This window comes from Falsiroseomonas sp. E2-1-a20 (assembly GCF_051433195.1).
Lineage (GTDB): Bacteria > Pseudomonadota > Alphaproteobacteria > Acetobacterales > Acetobacteraceae > Falsiroseomonas.
The window spans coordinates 85,508-101,351 of sequence record NZ_JBHMFT010000008.1 but is presented as its reverse complement, the minus strand read 5'-3'; the positions used below and the strand labels follow the sequence as shown (position 1 = coordinate 101,351).

Annotated in this window: 13 protein-coding genes; all 13 read left to right on the top strand. The window is 68.6% G+C overall.

Going from position 1 to position 15,844, the window contains the following annotated elements; genetic code table 11:
* The first annotated feature begins 48 nt into the window (after positions 1-48).
* The 13 genes from ACFHPP_RS12275 (at position 49) to ACFHPP_RS12215 (ending at position 15,835) form a co-directional block, all read left to right on the top strand.
* Complete coding sequence (locus ACFHPP_RS12275) at positions 49-1,719, top strand: NADH-ubiquinone oxidoreductase-F iron-sulfur binding region domain-containing protein (protein ID WP_437163532.1); 1,671 nt, start codon at positions 49-51, stop codon at positions 1,717-1,719.
* Entirely contained in the window at positions 1,716-4,457 is a 2,742-nt protein-coding gene (gene fdhF, locus ACFHPP_RS12270) for a formate dehydrogenase subunit alpha (RefSeq protein WP_437163531.1), read from the top strand. The genes ACFHPP_RS12275 and fdhF overlap by 4 nt, the downstream gene beginning before the upstream one ends.
* A gap of 388 nt (positions 4,458-4,845) precedes the next feature.
* Positions 4,846-6,219 (top strand): ABC transporter substrate-binding protein, encoded by a 1,374-nt coding sequence (locus ACFHPP_RS12265; RefSeq protein WP_437163530.1) that lies wholly within the window; start codon positions 4,846-4,848, stop codon positions 6,217-6,219.
* Positions 6,220-6,221: 2 nt separating this feature from the next.
* Positions 6,222-7,139: a carbohydrate ABC transporter permease gene (locus ACFHPP_RS12260; RefSeq protein WP_437163529.1), complete on the top strand. Its 918-nt coding sequence runs from the start codon at positions 6,222-6,224 to the stop codon at positions 7,137-7,139.
* Entirely contained in the window at positions 7,136-8,020 is an 885-nt protein-coding gene (locus ACFHPP_RS12255; RefSeq protein ID WP_437163528.1) for a carbohydrate ABC transporter permease, read from the top strand. The genes ACFHPP_RS12260 and ACFHPP_RS12255 overlap by 4 nt, the downstream gene beginning before the upstream one ends.
* Positions 8,021-8,026: 6 nt before the next feature.
* Positions 8,027-9,112, top strand: coding sequence for an ABC transporter ATP-binding protein (locus ACFHPP_RS12250; RefSeq protein ID WP_437163527.1), 1,086 nt, complete (start codon positions 8,027-8,029; stop codon positions 9,110-9,112).
* A gap of 137 nt (positions 9,113-9,249) precedes the next feature.
* Entirely contained in the window at positions 9,250-10,251 is a 1,002-nt protein-coding gene (locus ACFHPP_RS12245; protein WP_437163526.1) for an MBL fold metallo-hydrolase, read from the top strand.
* Positions 10,252-10,456: 205 nt separating this feature from the next.
* Entirely contained in the window at positions 10,457-11,710 is a 1,254-nt protein-coding gene (locus tag ACFHPP_RS12240) for an ABC transporter substrate-binding protein (protein WP_437163525.1), read from the top strand.
* A 10-nt stretch (positions 11,711-11,720) separates the two neighbouring features.
* Complete coding sequence (locus ACFHPP_RS12235) at positions 11,721-12,623, top strand: branched-chain amino acid ABC transporter permease (RefSeq protein WP_437163524.1); 903 nt, start codon at positions 11,721-11,723, stop codon at positions 12,621-12,623.
* Positions 12,620-13,582 (top strand): branched-chain amino acid ABC transporter permease, encoded by a 963-nt coding sequence (locus tag ACFHPP_RS12230; protein WP_437163523.1) that lies wholly within the window; start codon positions 12,620-12,622, stop codon positions 13,580-13,582. Before ACFHPP_RS12235 ends, ACFHPP_RS12230 begins: the two co-directional genes overlap by 4 nt.
* The gene (locus tag ACFHPP_RS12225) at positions 13,579-14,367 is read left to right on the top strand and encodes an SDR family NAD(P)-dependent oxidoreductase (protein ID WP_437163522.1); all 789 of its coding nucleotides are present in this window, start codon (positions 13,579-13,581) and stop codon (positions 14,365-14,367) included. The genes ACFHPP_RS12230 and ACFHPP_RS12225 overlap by 4 nt, the downstream gene beginning before the upstream one ends.
* Positions 14,364-15,131 (top strand): ABC transporter ATP-binding protein, encoded by a 768-nt coding sequence (locus ACFHPP_RS12220; RefSeq protein ID WP_437163521.1) that lies wholly within the window; start codon positions 14,364-14,366, stop codon positions 15,129-15,131. Before ACFHPP_RS12225 ends, ACFHPP_RS12220 begins: the two co-directional genes overlap by 4 nt.
* Positions 15,131-15,835, top strand: a complete 705-nt coding sequence (locus ACFHPP_RS12215) for an ABC transporter ATP-binding protein (protein ID WP_437163520.1) — start codon at positions 15,131-15,133, stop codon at positions 15,833-15,835. The genes ACFHPP_RS12220 and ACFHPP_RS12215 overlap by 1 nt, the downstream gene beginning before the upstream one ends.
* Positions 15,836-15,844 lie beyond the last annotated feature (9 nt).

Below are 15,844 nucleotides of genomic sequence, written 5' to 3'. Positions count from 1 at the left end.
TGGAGCATCGACTGCATGGTGATGCCACCCACCCTTTCGCCTCCGGTCATGGAACCACCGACAGCACGCCGCGCGCCACGCTTTGGCCCACGTGGCCGCAGCTTCACGGCGGAGATGCGCCAGGCGGTCGCCACCGCGCTTGCGGGGATGGACCTGCGGCGCGACCTGTTGATTGAGCACCTGCACGCCTTGCAGGACCGCTTCGGCTGCCTGCGGGAGGGCCACCTGCTGGCCCTGGCGGCAATGCTGCGCCTCGCGCCGGTCGAGGTCTTCGAGGTCGCCACCTTCTACGCGCATTTCGACGTGGTAGACGATGCCGCGCCGACGCCGGGGCCAGTCACGGTGCGCGTCTGCGAAAGCCTACCCTGCGCCATGGCCGGCGCGGCGCGGCTGATGCAGGCTCTGCGCGATGCCCCCATCGCGGGTGCACGACTGGTCACGGTTCCTTGCATGGGCGCCTGCCATCATGCGCCCGCCTGCGCCGTCGGACATGATTTGGTGGAGGCGGCGACGCCGGACCGCGTCGCGCGCGCCGTGACCGGCGATGTGCCGGAGATGCCGGTGCCGCCCGCGCTGTCGGACTATCGCGCCCGTGGCGGCTACCGCGTGCTGGCGGCGGCGCTGACGGGCGATCTGCCGCGCGAGGTGATGCTGGCGCGGGTCCAGGAAGCCGGGCTGCGCGGCCTTGGCGGCGCTGGCTTCCCGGCGGCACGGAAGTGGACACTCGTGCGCGCCAATCCTGGCCCGCGTCATGTCGTGGTGAATGCCGACGAAGGCGAGCCGGGTACCTTCAAGGACCGCTACTGCCTGGAGACCGATCCACATCGTGTGCTGGAGGGCATGCTGCTCGCCGCGCATGCGGTGCAGGCGGAGGCGTGCTGGATCTACCTGCGCGACGAATACCCGCATCTGCGCCGCGCGCTGCAGCGCGAGATCGCGGCGCTGGCCGATGCGGGCCTTGCCAGCGTGCCCATCCACCTGCGCCGTGGTGCCGGCGCCTATATCTGCGGCGAGGAGACGGCGCTGCTGGAGAGCCTGGAGGGCCGCCGTGGCTATCCCCGTCACAAGCCGCCCTTTCCCGGCGAGGCGGGCCTGTTCGGCCAGCCGACGCTGATCCACAACGTCGAGACCCTGTGGTTCCTGCCGCAGATCCTGGGCACGGCGGAAGGCCCCGCCGAATATGCGGTGCAGGGACGGCGCGGACGCACCGGCCTGCGCTTCTTCTCGGTCTCCGGCCGCGTGCGCGATCCCGGGGAGAAGCTGGCGCCCGCTGGTGTCAGCGTGCGCGAGTTGATCGAGGAATTCTGCGGCGGCATGGCGCCCGGCCACCGCTTTGCGGCCTATCTGCCCGGTGGTGCCTCTGGCGGGATCCTGCCGGAGCGTCTCGGCGACCTGCCGCTGGATTTCGGCACGCTGGATGCGCAGGGCTGCTTCGTGGGGTCCGGCGCCGTGGTGGTTCTGTCGGACCAGGACGATTTGGCGGAGGCGGCGCGCAACCTGATGCGCTTCTTCCGGGACGAAAGCTGCGGCCAATGCACACCCTGCCGAGTCGGCACCGCCAAGGCCACGCATCTGCTGGACGCGCCGGTGTGGGACCGCGCGCTGCTGAAGGACCTGGCGCAGGCCATGGCGGATGGCTCGATCTGCGGGCTTGGGCAGGCGGCGATGAACCCGGTGCTGACCCTGCTGCGCCACTTTCCCGAAGACGTGCTGCCATGACGACGCGATTCACACTCGATGGCCGGGACGTGGAGGCCTTGTCTGGCGAGACCATCTGGCAGGTCGCGACACGCCTCGGCGTGGAGGTGCCGCATCTCTGCCACCTCGATCGCCCAGGCTACCGTCCCGACGGCAATTGCCGCGCCTGCCTGGTGGAGGTGACCGGGGAGCGCGTGCTGGCGGCCTCCTGCATCCGCAGGCCGACCGAGGGCATGGTGGTGCAGACCGCGACGCCGCGCGCCCGGCATGCGCGCCGGATGGTGTTCGAGCTGCTGCTGGCAGACCAGCCTGGTGCCGGCGCGCGCGACCCCTCCTGCGTCTTCGCGCGCTGGTCCCGCCATGTCGGCGTCACGGCAAGCCGCTTCTCGGCAGAGCCGCAGGTGCCACGCGCGGATGCAAGCCACCCTGCCATGCTCGTCCAGCTCGATGCCTGCATCCAGTGCGGGCTCTGCGAACGCGCTTGCCGCGAGGTGCAGCACAACGACGTCATCGGCCTCGCACACCGGGGCATGGACGTGCAGGTGGTGTTCGATACCGCGACACCGATGGGCGAAAGCACCTGCGTCGCCTGCGGCGAATGCGTGCAGGCCTGCCCGACCGGCGCGCTGCTGCCGAAATCCGTGGTGGACCAGGCCGGCCAGCGCAGCCAGGCAACCGAGCGCGTGGTGCCAAGCGTCTGCCCGTATTGCGGCGTCGGCTGCCAGGTGGATTTCAAGGTGCGCGATGACGTCATCGTCGAGGTGACGGGGCGCAACGGGCCGTCCAATCTCGGCCGACTCTGCGTGAAGGGGCGCTTCGGCTTCGACTATGTGCACCACCCGGAGCGCCTGACCGTGCCGCTGGTGCGGCGGGACGGCGCGGCGAAGGACGTCGGAGACTGCGTCGACCTGGGCCATGCCCGCAGCAAGTTCCGCGAAGCCAGCTGGGAGGAGGCGATGGCGCGCGCGGCCGAAGGGCTGCGCCGCGTCCGCGACACGCGTGGGCCGAACGCATTGGCCGGCTTTGGCTCGGCCAAGGGCGCCAACGAGGAAGCCTACCTGTTCCAGAAGCTGGTGCGCACGGGCTTCGGCACCAACAACGTGGATCACTGCACGCGGCTCTGCCACGCGGCCTCGGTCGCGGCACTGCTTGAGGGAATCGGCAGCGGCGCCGTCACCGCCCCCTTCACGGCGGCGATGGAGGCGGAGGTGATCGTGGTGATCGGCGCGCGGCCGACCGAGAATCACCCCGTCGCGGCAACCTTCCTGAAGCAGGCGGCAGCGCGTGGCGCGAAACTCATCATCATGGACCCGCGCGGAACCGGCCTCGACCGGCACGCGGCGGAGGTGGTGCGCTTCGCGCCGGGTCGCGACGTGCCGCTGTTGAACGCGATGCTGCATGTCATCATCGCGGAAGGACTGCACGACCGGCAATATGTCGCGGCGCATCTCGAGGATTTCGAGCAGCTCCGCGACCACGTCGCGGCTCTGACACCGGAGGCGATGGCGCCCATATGCGACGTACCGGCGGCCCAGATCCGCCGCGTGGCACGCCTGTTCGCGCGTGCCGACCGCGCGATGATCCTGTGGGGCATGGGCATCAGCCAATCCACCCACGGCACGGACAATACGCGCTGCCTCATCGCGCTCGGGCTGCTGTGCGGCCATGTCGGACGGCCCGGCACCGGGCTGCATCCGCTGCGCGGACAGAACAACGTCCAAGGCGCGTCCGATGCCGGACTGATCCCGATGGCCTTCCCGGACTACCACCCCACCGGCGAGGACGCGGCCCGCGCGCGGCTGGAGGCGCTGTGGGGTGCCCGGCTCGACCCGAAGCCCGGCCTGACCGTGGTCGAGATCATGGGCGCCATGGAACGCGGCGAGATCGCCGGGATGTACGTGATGGGCGAGAACCCGGCCATGTCCGACCCCGACCTCGCGCATGCCCGCGCGGCACTCGCCAGGCTCGACCATCTGGTTGTGCAGGACCTGTTCCTGACCGAGACGGCGGCGCTGGCCGACGTGGTGCTGCCGGCCTCCGCATGGCCGGAGAAGGACGGCACCGCGACCAACACCAACCGCCAGGTGCAGATGGGCCGCGCCGCGCTGCCGCTGCCCGGCCAGGCGCGGCAGGATCTCGACATCATCGTGGATTTGGCGCGGCGCCTCGGCCTGGACTGGCGCTACGCCCATCCGCGCGAGGTCTTCGCCGAGATGGCGCTGGCCATGCCGAGCCTCGATCACATCACCTGGGACCGGCTGCTGCGGGAGGACAGCGTCACCTATCCCTGCCTCGGTCCGGACCAGCCGGGGGAGGCGATCGTCTTTGGCGAGGCCTTTCCGACCGCCACGGGCCGCGCACGGCTGGTGCCGGCCAGCCTGCTTGATCCGGCGGAGATGCCGGATGCCGATTTCCCCTTCGTGCTGACCACGGGACGCGAGCTGGAACACTGGCACACCGGCGCCATGACACGGCGCGCGGGCGTGCTGGATGCGCTGCAGCCGGTGCCCACCGCCTCGCTGGCGCCGGAGGTGCTGCGGCGGCTTGGCGTGCCGCCGGGCGGGCGCCTGCGCCTGTCCACGCGCCGCGGCGCGGTGGAGCTTGCCGCGCGCGCCGACCCGGACCTGCCGGAGGGCCTCGTCTTCCTGCCCTTCGCCTACCGGGAGGCCGCGGCCAACCTGCTGACCAACCCCCAACTCGATCCCTTCGGCAAGATTCCGGAGTTCAAGTATTGCGCCGTCAGGGTCGAGGCCGTCTGACGGAAGGTCCTGTCACGCCTCCATCGTTCTCGGGCCGCTCCGGGAATAGCGCGCTGGTGGTGGCCGGCTGGTTCTCCGACGTCCGGCCGCCATGGTCTTGCACACGCGCGCAAGGAGGCTGTTGCAGTCGCGGGCGGAGCCCGATAGCGTTCTGGTCCGGCAAGCCCGAGACCGCGTCAGCCTTGCCGGAAAAGCCACCGGGCGCCCACTTCCGGCCTGGCCTGAAGCAACCGCTGCCCGCGCGGGATGGGTGGTCGGACGGATCGGAAGGAGACGCCGAGCCTCGCGCCGACCCGCCTTCAAGCACCACGACGCGCCGATGCAACAACGCTGACACAATGAAGCGATGGGCCGCACAAGGCCTGCGCGATGGAAGGGAGTTGAGCCGATGATCGACCTCAAGCGCCTTGCCTCGTCCCGGCGCCTCCTGTTGCAAGGCGCCGGCGGCGCCGCGCTCTCAACCGCCTTGGCGGCCCCGGCACTCGCACAGGGCGGACCGCGCGTTGCGCGCGTCTGGGGCGAGCCCGGCCCCTATGGCGGCGTCTTCGTCCAGGGCATGAACGAGTGGGCGCAGCGCAACAACGCCAATATCCGCTTCGAGATCGAGCAGATCCCCTGGGACGGCGTGACGGTGAAGCTGGCGACGGATCTCGCCGCCCGTCGTCCGCCCACCCTGATCAGCGTCGAGAGCCCAATCGCCTACCAGCTTGCGGCCGAAGAGCTGCTGGAGCCCGTGGAGGACGTCAACACCGCGATCCGTGCGCGGGAACGCCTGGTGGATGGGTTCACGCTGGAGCAGTTCGGCGCCTGGCGGGGCGTGCAGTACGCCGTGCCGGTCCATCACCAGCCCTGCCTGCTGGTGGTGCAGCAGGACATCGTGAACGAGCTGGGCCTCGGGGATCCCGCAACCTGGACCTGGGACCAGTTCGCCAATGCCGCCCGCACCATCACCGAACGCAAGCCCGGCATGGCGGGCTACACCATGGCGCTCGGCCGCAACCTCTGCGCGGACTACCACATCACGCAGTTCATCTGGCAGGCCGGCGGCCTGACCTGGGATCCGGCGGCGCAATTCCGCACCACCTTCGACAGCACCGCGACGACGGAAGCCTTCGACTTCATCCGCCGGCTGCATGCCTTCATGCCGCGCGCCGCGGTGGAGTTCAGCTTCCTGCAGGTGGTGGACCAGCATGTCGCCGGACGCACCGGCATGTCCGCCTATTGGGGGCGCACCATGGGCCGGGCGGCGGAGGAAACGCCGGCGCTGTTCCAGAACATGGAGTACTACCTGAACCCGGCGCATCCCGGCACCGGCAAGCGCTGGTCCTGGACCGACATCAACGGCTGGATCATCCCGCGCCGCGACAACGCCTTCATCAAGGAGGCGAAGGAAGCGATCACCTACGTCTCCAACAGCGTCGACTGGATGGTGCGCTACAGCCAGAGCCTGATGCCGAACGTCGGACCGGTCTTCAAGGATGTGGCGACGGCGCCGGCGATGCTGGCGCATCCGTTCTACCAGTCGAAGCAGCGTTCCCTGGACGTGATCTTCAGCCAATCCGTGCCGCATGCCTGCAACACCGGGCTCGAGATGAAGCGGGGCGTGAACCCGCTGGCCGGTGTCGCGCATGGCCGCAGCGTCTGGGCGCAGGCGGTGCAGCGCATGCTGCTGAACAACGAGCAGCCGAAGGCGGCCGTGGAGTGGGGCCACCGGCAGTTCGAGGGCATCCGTCGCGACAATGCGCGCATGCTCGCCGGCTGAGCATGCAGGATTTCCGACCGAGGCCGGCCCGATTCCGGTTCTCCGACCGGCAGGTCGGCATCCTGTTCATGCTGCCCTTCCTGGTCACCGCGGCCGCCTTCATGGTGTGGCCGGTCGCGGAAGCCGTGCGGATGGCCTTTTACGCCTACAATCCCCTGCGGCCCGACGATATCCGCTGGGTCGGCCTGGAGAATTTCGAACGCATCCTGGACGACCCGTTGTTCTGGGAGAGCTTCCACCAGGCGCTGGTGTGGACCGGATGGTCCATCCTGCTGCAGACGGTGCTCGGCGTCAGCCTGGCGCTGCTGCTGCATGTCACCCTGCCGGGCATGGCAGTGTTCCGCGGGCTGCTGCTGTTCCCCTACATCGTGCCGACGGTCGTGATCGCGCTGAACTGGCGCTGGATCTTCAATTCCGAGATCGGCATCGTCAACCACGCGCTGCTGAGCGCCGGCCTGATCGACCAGAACATCGCCTGGCTGTCCACGCCGAACATGGCCATGACCTCCGCCGTGCTGCTGAACGTGTGGAAATACACGCCCTTCGTGGTGATCTGCGTGCTGGCACGACTGCAGACGATTCCGACGGAGCTTTACGACGCAGCCAAGGTAGACGGCGCCGGCGCTTGGCGGCGCTTCATCGACATCACGCTGCCGATGCTGAAGGAAGTGCTGGTGGTGGTGGTCGTGTTCCGCACCATCTGGACCTTCAACAAGTTCGAGGAGATCTACCTGCTGACCCGCGGCGGGCCCGGCACCTCGACCTTCAACCTCGCGGTCTATGCCTTCGAGGAAGGCATGGCCAACCTGCGGCTCGGCGTGGCCGCGGCGACGGGGGTGATCATGATCGTGATGCTGCTGGTGGGCACCGTCATCTATGTACGGGTGTCCGGCTTCGGGCAGGAGGACAAGGCGCCATGACGACCCGCGAGGTCCTGGGCCGCGTGGCGCTGTATGCGCTGCTGATGGCGATCACCTTCCTCGTCTGCTTTCCCCTGATCTGGGCCTTCTTCACCAGCATGAAGCCAAAGGACGAGATCTTCCTGTGGCCGCCGACCCTGTGGCCCAGCACCTGGACGCTGGAGAACTACCGCGCCCTGCTGGTCGGCCGGGATGCCTATTTCCAAGCCGGTGCCGGCACCGAGACGCCGCCACCCTCGGCCTTCTTCCTGCAGTGGTTCACCAACAGCGTCATCGTCACCGTCGGCACCACGCTGATCAGTACCATCGTCTCGACGCTCGCGGCCTATTCGCTGACGCGGTTCCGGTTCCCGGGCCAGCGCGCCGTGCCCTACCTGGCGCTGGTGGGCTACATGGTGCCGTCCATCATCTTCGTCTTCCCGATGTTCCTGGTAATGGCGGATCTGCGGCTGACGGACACGCTGCTGTCGCTGATCTTCGGCTATGTCTGCATCACACTGCCCTTCTCGCTATGGTTGATGTGGGCCTTCTTCCGCAGCGTCCCGATCGAGATCGAGGAGGCGGCGCTGGTGGATGGCGCCTCCCGCCTCCGGGTATTCTGGGAAATCGTACTGCCGAGCGCCTGGCCGGGCATCGTCGCTGCCGCGATCTTCACGCTGATCGTATCCTGGAACGACTATCTGTTCGGCCGGGTCTTCATCAACACGATGGAGAACCTGCCGCTGACGGTCGGCGTGATGCACTTCTTCGATGGCACGCATGTGGATTGGGGACTGATGATGGCATCCTCGGTGCTGATGACCGTGCCGATGGCGATCCTTTTCATGCTGCTGCAACGCCACCTGGTCGCCGGCTTCGGCGCCGGCGCGGTGAAAGGCTGAGACGCCATGCAGGTCCGCCTGGAGCAACTCTCGAAATCCTTCGGCTCCAATAAGGTGCTGAAGTCGCTCGACATGATCTTCCCGGAGCGGCGTTTCGTCACGCTGCTCGGCCCCTCCGGCTGCGGCAAGACGACGCTGCTGCGGATGATCGCGGGGCTGGAGAAGGCGACCTCCGGCGAGATCTATTTCGGCGATCGCCGCGTCGCACATCTGTCGCCGGCGGATCGCAACATCGCCATGGTGTTCCAGTCCTACGCGCTGTACCCCACAATGGATGTGGCGGCCAACATCGGCTACGGCCTGAAGGTCCGCGGCATGCCGCGTGCGGAGCGGACGGAGAAGGTCGGCGTGGTGGCGCGGGTGCTGGAGATCGGGGCGCTGCTGGCCCGAAAGCCGCGCGCCCTGTCCGGCGGCCAGCGGCAGCGCGTGGCACTCGGCCGCGCCATGGTGCGCAAGCCGGACATCTTCCTGATGGACGAGCCGCTGTCGAACCTCGACGCCAAGCTGCGCGCCACCATGCGCGGCGAGCTCAAGCGCTTCCATCTGGATCTCGAGACCACCTCCATCTACGTCACACATGACCAGCTCGAGGCCATGACCATGTCCGACCTGGTGGCGGTGATGGACCAGGGGGAGGTGCAGCAATTCGGCACGCCGGAGGATGTCTACGACCAGCCGGCCAACCTGTTCGTCGCCGGCTTCATCGGCAGCCCGCCGATGAATTTCGCGGATGTCGAGGTAAGTTCCGTAGCGGAGCGCCCGGTGCTGATGGTCGCCGGCCGCGCCATCCCGGCGCCGCCGCAATTCGACCTGTCCGCCGCGCCGCGACGGCTGACGCTGGGCGTGCGGCCGCAGGATGTGCACATGGCGACGCTCGATGCACCGGATGCCGTGCCAGGCACCGTCTGGATGACGGAGCTCATCGGCTCCGAGCGCCTGATCGAGGTCGAGGTCGCGCCACGGCTCCGCATTACTGCAGAGGTGCGCAGCGAGGTCCGTGCGGCGCTGAATACGCCGGCCGCCGTGGCGTTCGATCCTGCACGCATTCACCTGTTCGACCCTGCGACGGGCGCCGCGCTGAAGCGGCTGTGACGCGCGCGAGCAGACCAAATCGGCCTTCGCACTGCATCATGATCCAGATTTGAAGGCGGGCTGCAAACGGTCGGTGGCATGTTCCTGCCTGTCCGCGCACGCGCGTTGCACAAGAAAACCGCCCGAGGAGAGGCCCGATGAAGACTGGTTTCGCCCGCCGCGACCTGTTGGGCGCGGGAGCCGCCGCAGCCACGGCCGTGCTGCTGCCGCGCGCAGAAGCCGAGGCAGCCGCGCCGATGCGCAACGACCTGCCCCCGGCCTGGCATCGCTTCAAATGGGGTGAGTTCGAAGCGACCGTCGTCTCCGACGGCAGCCTGCCGCTCGGCAAGCCGCAGGACAGCTTCGTCGGCCCGGGCGCGGACCGGATCACGAACATGCTGACGAACGAGTTCCTGGATCCTGGCACGGCCACGCTGGAGCAGAACGTGCTGGTGCTGAACACCGGGCGCCAGTTGCTGTTGTTCGATACCGGCATGGGCGAAAGCATGGGAGCCGATTCCAGGATGTTCGGCCCGACCACGGGTCGCCTGCTGGCCAATCTGCGCGCCGCCGGGATTCAGCCCGAGCAGATCGACATGGTCGTCGCCACCCATGCGCATTGCGATCACGTCTGGGGTCTCGTGGATGCCAGCGGCCAGCGCGTGTTTCCGAACGCGCAGGTGGCAATCAACGAGGCGGATGTGCAGTTCTGGACGGATGACGCCAACAAGCGCGGGCCGGCCTTCATGAACGTCTTCATCGAGGGGGCGAAGAAAAATCTGAACGCCTATCGCGACCGCTTCCACATGGTCCGTGACGGGCAGGAGGTGGTGCCCGGGGTCACCGCGATCTTCGCGCCTGGCCACACGGTGGGGCACACCTGCTACGCCATCACCTCCGGCGGGCGCACGATGCTGAACAGCGGCGACCTGGCACATCACCAGGTCCTTCTGCTGCGCCAGCCGCTGATGGAGTTCTCCTTCGACACCGATCCGAAGCTTTCCGCGCAGACACGGTCGCGCATGCTCGACCGCCTGGCGACGGACCGGCATGCGGTGCTGTCCTACCACTTTCCCTGGCCTGGCCTCGGCCATGTGCGCAGGGAAGGCGAAGGCTATGGCTGGGTGTCGGCGCCGATGAACGTCACCAGCCTCGGCTGACCTGTTGCCGGCGCATTCTGCGCGGCCGGGGCCTGGCGCGGTCGGCCCGGGGTTCCGGCTGCAGCCTGCGGCTGGTCTCGGCCGCCAGGCTGGCGGTCACAGTTCGATTGACACCGCCAGGGTGGTGCCTCACCTTTTTGCCAGGGCGCCAAGACATGAACGAAGGCAGGGCATCAAGCCCTGCCCCGGGGGAAGGAAAAAGCCGATGTCCAGGATCAACACAGCCTCGATCGGGCGCCGCGCGGTGCTGGGCACCACGGCCGCGCTGGTCGGCTTTCCCCATATCGGCTTCACCCAACCCCGCCAGCCCATCAAGGTCGGCGTGCCGACCATCCTGTCCGGCCGCGTAGCGCAGTTGGGCCTTTCGTCCCGCAACGCCATGCAGATCGAGGTGGATCGCTTCAACGCCTCGGGTGGCCTGGACGGCCGCCCAGTCGAGCTGGTGGTGCGCGACAGCCGCGGCGTGCCGGCGGAAGCTGCGCGCCTGGCGCGGGAGATGATCAGCAGCGAGGGCTGCGAATTCCTGCTGGATGCCGAGCCTTCCTCCGGCGGCTTCGCGATCCATGAGGTGGTGCGCGAGACCGGGACGGTGACGCTGCACGTCAACTCGGAGACCTCCTCGCTCACCGCCGATCCGCGGCAGCGTTTCTGGAACGCCTTCCGCGTCGCGCGCCAGGGCATCCATGATTCGATCGCCGGCGGCGCCTATGCCGCGGAGATCGCCAAGGCGCGCAACCTGCGGCGCTGGATGACGGTCTCGCCCGACTACGCCTATGGCCGCGACACCACGGCGGAGTTCGTCGAATACGTGAAGAACTTCCATCCCGAGGTGCAGATCACCGGCGAGACCTGGCCGCGGCTGTTCCAGGCCGACTACACCGAGAACATCACGCGCCTGTCGCAGGGCCGCCCGCAGGCCATCTATTCCTGCCTCTGGGCCGGGGACCTGGTGACCTTCGTCGAGCAGGCCTCGATCTTCGGGCTGTTCCAGCAATCGCAGTTCTTCGCCGTGAACATGGCGGACTACACGACGCTGCAGCAGGTGCGGAACCTGCCGACGGGCGTGCATTCCGGCAATCGCTACCTGCGCAACTTCCCGGACGTGCCGGAGAACCAGGACTTCGCCGCGGAATACAACCGCCGCTTCAACACCTTTCCCACCAACTGGTCCTGGCAATCCGCCACCGCCGTGCGCCTGCTGACCACCGCGCTGCGCCAGGCCGGCGGCACGGATCCGCGCGCGGTTGCCGGCAAGCTGAAGGGCATGACCATCGACAGCCCCTTCGGCGTCGGCGGCAAGGTGACGATGCGGGCGGAGGACCAGACGCTGGTGGACTATGCCATCGGCTGGGGCGTCACCATCGCGCAGGACCCCTACATCCAGCGCATGACACCGGCGGACTGGGCCTCGATCTACCGACTGGAGGCCGAGTGGAAACGCGCCAAGGGCTGGGCCTGAGCCACGCTGCATGGAACTCGCCGAACTGGGTGAATGCCTCGCCTCCGTCTCCTGCCTCGTGACGCAGAGCGCGGCGGGGCTGACCATCGGGATGCTGCTGTTCCTCGTGGCGTCCGGCCTGACGCTGATCTTCGGCGTGCTGGGGCTGGTGAACTTCGCGCATGGCTCGCTCTACATGATCGGCGCCTACCTGGCGCTGACCGTGCATGGCGTGACCGGGAATTTCGCGCTGGCCGTGGTCGCCGGCACGCTGGGCACCGCGCTGTTCGGCCTGTTCTTCGAGCGATTCCTGCTCAGCCGCATCTATGGCCGCGACGTGCTGATGCAGTTGCTGGTCTGCTATGCCGTGATCCTCATCCTGGATGACCTGGTGAAGATCATCTGGGGCGCGGATTTCCGCAGCATGGGCGTGCCGGAGGAGTTCCGCCGGCCACCCTTCATCATCGGCGGCGGCATCGTGCCGTATTTCTACGCCATCCTCTTCGCCATCACCGCCGCGATCGCGGTGCTGCTGGCCTGGGGCATGGGGCGCACGCGCTTCGGGCGCATCGTGCGCGCCGCCGCGGTCAATCCCGGCATGGTCGGTGCGCTCGGCATCAATACCACGGTGATCTACGCCGCCGTCTTCGCCATCGGCGCCGGGCTTGCCGGCGCGGCAGGGGCGCTGTCCGCGCCGATCCGGTCCGTGGTCGCGGGTGCCGGCGTTTCCATCCTGATCGAGAGCTTCATCGTCACCGTGATCGGCGGCATGGGCTCCATCGGCGGGGCGCTGGCGGCGGCGCTGATCCTGGGCTTCACGCGCTCCTTCGGCTCCATCGGCTTCCCGCTGTTCGTGGAGGGCGCGATGTTCGCCATCATGGCGCTGGTGCTGCTGTTGCGGCCGAGCGGCCTCGGCGGGAAGCGACCCTCGTGAAGGATGGCTGGCTGCGCGATGCCGGCCTCGCCGTGCTGGTGCTGGCGGCGTTCCTGGCGGTGACGCTCGGTGGCTTCGGCTCCCCCGGGCTGCTGGACTTCGCCATCCGCTTCGCGACCTTCGGTCTGCTGGCGCTGTCGCTGAACCTGCTGATCGGCACCACCGGCCTGGTTTCCTTCGGCCACGCCGCCTATTTCGCGATGGGCGCCTATGCCTTCGGGTTGCTGATGCAGCGTGCGGGGGTTTCGATTCCCGTGGCGATCCTGCTGGCACTGATCTGCACGGCACTGCTGGCGCTGGTGGTCGGCGCGCTGTGCGTGCGGCTGTCCGAGATCTATTTCGCCTTCCTGACGCTGGCCTTCCAGATGCTGCTGCATTCCGTGATCCTGTCCTGGATCTCGCTGACCGGCGGCGACCAGGGGTTGATGGGCGGCATCCCGAAGCCTCCGTTCCTCGGCATCGACCTCTCGCGGCCGCTGCACCTGGCGGGGTTCGGCATGGCCTGCCTGCTGGTCTCCACCGTGGCCCTGCGCCAGGTGGTGCGTTCGCCGTTCGGCGCCGCGCTGCGCATGCTGCGGGACAATCCGGATCGCGCCGCCTTCGTCGGGCTTTCGGTCTACCGCTACCGCCTCGCGGCCTTCGTCATCGCCGGGACCTTCGCCGGGCTGGGTGGCGTGCTGATGAGCCTCTACGTCTCGGGCGCCTTTCCCACCTTCGCCTTCTGGACCACTTCGGGCGAGGCGATCTTCATGATCATGCTGGGCGGCATCACGGTCTTTCTGGGCCCGCTGGTCGGCGTCGCCATCTTCCTGATCCTGAACGACCGCATCACAGCGGTGACGGAACATCACGGGCTGTTCCTCGGCATCATCCTTCTGGTCATCGTGCTGGGACTGCGCAAGGGCCTGCTGGACTTCGTGGTGGATCTCTGGCGCAACCGCAGGAGGGCCGCCTCGTGAACTTCTCCGGGCAGATCGCCGTCGTCACCGGTGGCGCCAGCGGCATCGGCGCGGCCTGCTGCCGGCTGCTGGCCGCGCGTGGCGCGCGCGTGGTGGTGGCGGATCGCGACGCGGCGCGGGCGCAGGCCCTGGCGGCGGAGATCGCCGGCACCGTGCTTGCGCTCGACGTCGCCTCCCGCGACGCGAACGAGGCCGCAGCGGCAGAGGTCGAGGCGACTCTCGGCCCGGTGGACCTGCTGGTGACCTCAGCCGGCATCATCCAGCGGCCGGTGCGGGCGGAGGCGTTGACGGAGGCGGAGGTCGAGCAGGTGGTGCGGGTCGACCAGATCGGCACCTGGAACTCCGCGGTGGCCTTCGGCACGCGCATGGCCCGGCGCGGGCGCGGCGCCATCGTCACCATCGCCTCCATCGCCGGCATGCGGTCCATGCCGCTGCACGCCTATTCGCCGGCAAAGGCCGCGGTCATCGAGATGACGCGCTGCCTGGCGGCGGAATGGGGCAGGTCCGGCGTGCGGGTGAACGCGGTCTCACCGGGCTACACACTCACCCCCGCGCTCGGCGCGGCCATCGCCGCCGGGGAGCGTGACCCGAGCCTGCTGGAACAGTCGAGCGCACTCGGCCGCATGGTGACGCCGGAGGAAATCGCGGAAGCGGTGACCTTCCTCGCCTCCGACGCTGCACGATCCATCACCGGGGTGAACCTGCCGGTGGATGCCGGCTGGCTCGTCGCACCTTCCTGGGGCGCCTATGGCGGGCTGCCTCCCGCCCGCGGCAATGCGCCATGAGCGGCGGCCGGCTGGAGCTTCGCGGCCTGTGCAAGAGCTTCGGCGGCGTGGTGGCGACGGACAATGTCAACCTGGTGTTCGAGCCCGGCACGCTGTCCGCCATCATCGGACCGAACGGCGCCGGCAAGACCACGCTGTTCCACCTCGTCACCGGCAAGCTGACGCCCACGGCTGGCCAGGTGCTGCTGGATGGGCAGGAAATCACCGGACTCGACCGCCGCACCATCGTCCGCCGCGGCATCGGTCGCGCCTTCCAGGTGGCGAACCTGTTCCCCAGCTTTACCGTGGAGCATGCGCTGGCCGCCGCGCTGATGGCGCATGAGGGACGCACGGCGCGGCTGCTCGGCGCCTTCCCACCGGCCGACATCGCGGCGCGCGCGGCGGAGGTGATGGAACTGTGCGGGCTGGAGCCCCTGGCGCGGACCGACTCGGCCAGTCTGTCGCACGGCGACCAGAAGCTGCTCGACATCGCCCTGGCCCTGGCGCTGGACCCCAAGGTTCTGTTGCTGGACGAGCCCACCGCCGGCATGGGGCCGGATGAACGCTGGCGGATGATCGACCGCGTGCACCGACTGTGGCAGGCGCGTGGCCTGACGCTGGTCTTCATCGAGCACGACATGGACATCGTCTTCCGCATCGCCCAATCCGTGCGCGTGCTGCGCTACGGCGCCGTGCTCGCGCAGGGCACGCCGGACGAGGTGCGGCGCAACCCGGCCGTCGTCGAGGCCTATCTCGGCGCCGACCACGCGCTGGACCCGGCGTGATGAGTGAATTGCGGGTGGAAGCGCTGGACGCCGCCTATGGCCACAGCCAGGTGCTGTTCGGCGTCGCCTTCGAGGTCGAGCGTGGCGAGACGCTGGCGCTGATGGGCCGCAACGGCGCGGGGAAAAGCACCACCTTCAAGGCCATCGCCGGCCTGCTGCCGCCGCGTGCCGGGCGCGTGCTGGTGCGCGGGCAGGACGTGGCGGGCCGCAAGCCCTACCGCATCGCCCGAGCCGGCATCGGGTTCGTGCCCGAGGATCGGCAGGTATTTCCCGAGCACACGGTGGAAGAGAACCTGGAAATCGCCGAACGCGAGGGCATCGGCGGCCGCGACTGGAACCGCGCGCGCGCCTTCGAGATGTTCCCGATGCTGGCCCCCCTGCGCAGCCGCTACGCCGGGCGCCTTTCGGGCGGCGAGCAGCAGATGCTGACGATTGCACGCTGCCTGATGGGCAACCCCGCCGTGCTGCTGCTGGACGAGCCATCGGAAGGCCTGGCGCCCCTGATCGTGCAGGAGATCGGGCGGCTGATCCGCAGCCTCCGCGAACTGGGCACCACCATCGTCCTGGCGGAGCAGAACAGCCGCTTCTGCCTGAGCGTCGCGACGCGGGTTGCCGTCATCGACAAGGGCAGCATCGTCTGGGCCGGTACGGCGGAGGATTTCCGGGCGCAGCCGGAGTTGCAGGCGCGCTACCTCCAGGTCTGAAGCCGGTTG